Genomic DNA, 3,476 nt, shown 5'->3' with positions numbered 1-3,476 from the left:
AACTGTTTCCTTGGTTATTTACTATTATCATTCTGAGATTTTCTGTCATCTTCATCCATGATACCTTTTGTGGATTGTTTAAATTCTCTGAGGGTTGATCCAACTGCACGACCTAACTCGGGGAGCTTTTTAGGTCCGAAAATGATAATGGCTGCAGCTCCAACTAATACCCAACTTCCTGGTCCTAACATACGTATCCCTCCTTAATATTTTACAAAAAACGCTGTAAAGTACATGATGAGCATGCCAATGGCAAATCCTGATAAGTTCAGCCACGACACAGACGGCTCTTTATGCTTTAGGTGATCTTGAACCAGCATTTTCGTTATTACATAGATGACTTGAAGGATAGCCCCTGCACCGATGCCTAGGAACAGTGCGCCCCATATCGGCGAGAAGACAAATCCGCCGAACCAGGTACCTAGAATAGCAGGTGCCCCAGCTACGGTTCCTAACAGTACAAAGTCTCTGAACCGTGGCTTGGTTTTTAATAAAGGAGCTGCGATTCCAATTCCTTCTGTGATGTTATGCAGGGTGAATCCGATGATTAAAAACGTGCCGAGTGCGGCTTCACCGAGTGCAAAAGATGAACCGATGGCGAGCCCTTCACCGAAGTTATGAAGCCCGATTCCTGTTGCCATTAAAAGCGCGAGCGCAAACGGAGAATAACCTTTTGCCTCTTGTTTTTTATGCTGATATTGATCAAAGCCGATTAGAAGCAGGAACGTGAGAGCTGCGCCAATTATGACGACCATATTACCTTGGAAAACAGACGGAGCCTCAGCGCCAATTTCAAAGCCGTCCGCTAACGTACCGACAAACAAGAACAACAGCAAGCCTACTGTTAAGGCTAAAATAGCGTTAATCCAGCGGCGGCTGAACCGTTTCATGAACGGATACCATAACAACCCTAAGGTGATCGGAACGATTCCCACATAAAATCCGATAAAACCATATTTCAAAAAGTTTTCCCATGTCGGTTCGGGTGTTAGGGTAGCAGCGGGTATGTCTCCTTCCACGATAATGCCGTTTTCGGTGATCAGCTTGATGGCATGCGGATCTCCTTCTACCCATGGGTAGTTGATCTTAACGGTTCCTTCATCAAACCGTTTGAGAGTTTGCCCAGGTGTGACGTCAAAATTCCAAACAGAGTCATCCACCATGACCTGTGAAATTTTCAGTGTTTCAGGCCCCGTGTTACTGACGGATAATTCAAAACCTGAAACGGTCACCTTGATTCTTTCAATGTTTAATACTTCGATCGGTGCAGCTGGATCTTGTTCCACACCCGCACCGTTTTTTAACACCCATCCTAACACCACGACCAATAGAATGAGTGGGATAAGCCCCGCAATGATCCATTTTGTTTTCATCTTGCCCCTCCTTTATTCCACTTCAAAGAATCCCATCCACCCAAGTTCAGCAAATTCACTTACATGAGCATGAAACATATATTGTCCTTTATAAGGGAATCGGACTTCAAGGATGCCTCGTTCACCCTGGCATTGCATGATGGTGTCTGTGAATTGTGAAGGGTTATCGTTTCGTCCTGTTGGATAATACTTAAAATAATTGGCATGAAGATGAAAGGAGTTCAACAAATCAAACTCGGTGAGATTGCTTAAATAAATGCGAACCAATTCATCTTTTTTCACTTTGATCGGATGGTTCATGAACGCGAACGCATACCCGTTAACGGTATAAAATTCGTTCTCGCCATCGAGGTCCAGATCAAAGCCATTCATCACCATGTTAAATTCTTTTGCGGGTTCTCTAGGGGTTTTCGGATCAATGATAAAGTTCCCGTAGAGCCCTTTATGAATATGCCGAGCCAGAGGCAGAACGTGGCAGTGATAGACCTGTAACCCATAAGGCTGTGCTTCAAACTCATAGGTGAATGACTGTCCAGGATAGATGGATTCCAAACCGTCCATATTCGGCGGGTGAATGCCATGAAAATGAATGGAGTGGGGATGGCTTCCTTTGTTCGTAAATCGGAACTTGAGCATATCGCCTTCTGTACAGCGGAAGGTAGGACCAGGAATCGTTCCGTTATATGTCCAGCCTGGAAACTTGATTCCTTTAGCGATCTCTATTTCCTTATCAATAGCCACGATTTCATACTCTCTGAGCGTCTGGCCATTAGGCAGGGTACTCACTTTTCCATAATCAAATTCGGTGAGCAGCCGTTCTGCCATCTTATACCCGTTCGTTTTGGATTTGTCCTTCATGTTGGCATGATTAGCATGGTTTTGTTTTTTATGGGTGTTGTGCCCTGATGCTTTAACGACATTTGAAAACTGAGCAAATTTGTCTAAATAATAACTGCCCGCAATTCCGATGACACCAGCCGAACCCATTTTTAAAATATCGCGGCGGGAAATCTTATCGTGTTCCTCAGACATGCTTGACCTCCTCTTAAAAAGTTTCCTATATGCAACTTTTATGATTAATACCTACACTTTATTCCTAATGCAAGCTGTCTGTCAACAAAAAATTCAAGAAAAACAGGTTATAGAATCTTTAAAAGGAACAATGAAAAAAAGGAAGGTTGGCGATTGAAAAAAGAAATTATGGAAACATATTGAAAGCGAAAAATCTATTTGGTATCATGTTTATATGAACATATACTCATATATAAGGAGTGTTAAATTTGGGACATTCTCATATCCACGGTCAGGATCATGATCATCACCATGGCAGCAATAATAAAAAGGCATTGAAATGGTCGTTCCTTTTAATTTCTACGTTTATGGTGGTTGAGGTTATCGGAGGATTAATGACGAACAGCTTGGCTCTTCTATCTGATGCGGGGCATATGCTAAGTGATGCTGCTGCTTTGGGACTAAGTTTTCTAGCGTTAACGTTCGGTCAAAAAAAAGCAACGGCTTCTAAAACATTCGGATATAAGCGTTTTGAAATCCTGGCTGCGTTTATGAACGGTATCACGCTTGTTTTGATCTCGCTCTATATTTTTTGGGAGGCGTACCAGCGAATCCTCAATCCTCCAGATGTCATCAGTAAGGGGATGCTGATTGTTTCGGTGTTAGGTCTGTTGGTGAATATTGCGGCAGCCTATATTTTAATGAGAGGCGATAAAGATGAGAACTTGAACGTGAGAAGCGCTTTCCTTCATGTTTTGGGTGATATGCTTGGATCTGTTGGGGCCATTGTGGCAGCGCTGCTGATCATGTTCTTCGGTTGGGGCATCGCTGACCCTATCGCAAGTATTATTGTCGCCATCTTAATCATCATCAGCGGCTGGCGGGTTACAAAAGATTCTTTTCATATATTAATGGAGGGGTCACCTGGAAATGTTGATGTAGAAAAGGTAAAAGGGGCGTTAATGAAAATTTCGGGTGTGAAGGATGTTCATGATCTGCATATCTGGTCAATCACATCTGATTTTCCTGCTCTTAGCTGTCACTTGGTATCAGAATCAGGTGTTCCTTATCAGGATTTGCTCAAAACGGCTA

Annotated in this window: 4 protein-coding genes; 1 reads left to right on the top strand and 3 read right to left on the bottom strand. The window is 43.0% G+C overall.

The annotated features are described in order from the left end of the window. Positions 1–14 precede the first annotated feature (14 nt). Genes CGZ90_RS17905 through CGZ90_RS17895 form a run of 3 tightly spaced genes read right to left on the bottom strand, consistent with a single transcriptional unit; the run spans position 15 to position 2,405 of the window. Positions 15–191, bottom strand: a complete 177-nt coding sequence (locus CGZ90_RS17905; protein ID WP_094253908.1) for a twin-arginine translocase TatA/TatE family subunit — start codon at positions 189–191, stop codon at positions 15–17. 12 nt (positions 192–203) lie between these two features. Continuing rightward, complete coding sequence (locus CGZ90_RS17900; RefSeq protein ID WP_094253907.1) at positions 204–1,373, bottom strand: ZIP family metal transporter; 1,170 nt, start codon at positions 1,371–1,373, stop codon at positions 204–206. A gap of 12 nt (positions 1,374–1,385) precedes the next feature. Then, positions 1,386–2,405 carry a multicopper oxidase domain-containing protein gene (locus tag CGZ90_RS17895; RefSeq protein WP_094253906.1) on the bottom strand — a complete coding sequence of 340 codons (1,020 nt, stop codon included), beginning with the start codon at positions 2,403–2,405 and terminating at the stop codon, positions 1,386–1,388. A gap of 248 nt (positions 2,406–2,653) precedes the next feature. Here CGZ90_RS17895 and CGZ90_RS17890 point away from each other — a divergent pair. Further along, positions 2,654–3,476 (top strand): cation diffusion facilitator family transporter (locus CGZ90_RS17890; protein WP_094253905.1); only part of this gene is annotated, 823 nt, incomplete at its 3' end.

This window comes from Fictibacillus aquaticus, assembly GCF_002245695.1.
Taxonomy (GTDB): Bacteria; Bacillota; Bacilli; order Bacillales; family Fictibacillaceae; genus Fictibacillus; species Fictibacillus aquaticus.
The sequence above is the reverse complement of the archived record's forward strand: the minus strand, read 5'-3'. Positions and strand labels throughout refer to the sequence as shown.

What these genes read in the sequence shown, in the direction of transcription:
- CGZ90_RS17905 (WP_094253908.1), bottom strand. Translation starts at nt 191, where the DNA reads ATGTTAGGACCAGGAAGTTGGGTATTAGTTGGAGCTGCAGCCATTATC.
- CGZ90_RS17900 (WP_094253907.1), bottom strand. Translation starts at nt 1,373, where the DNA reads ATGAAAACAAAATGGATCATTGCGGGGCTTATCCCACTCATTCTATTG.
- CGZ90_RS17895 (WP_094253906.1), bottom strand. Translation starts at nt 2,405, where the DNA reads ATGTCTGAGGAACACGATAAGATTTCCCGCCGCGATATTTTAAAAATG.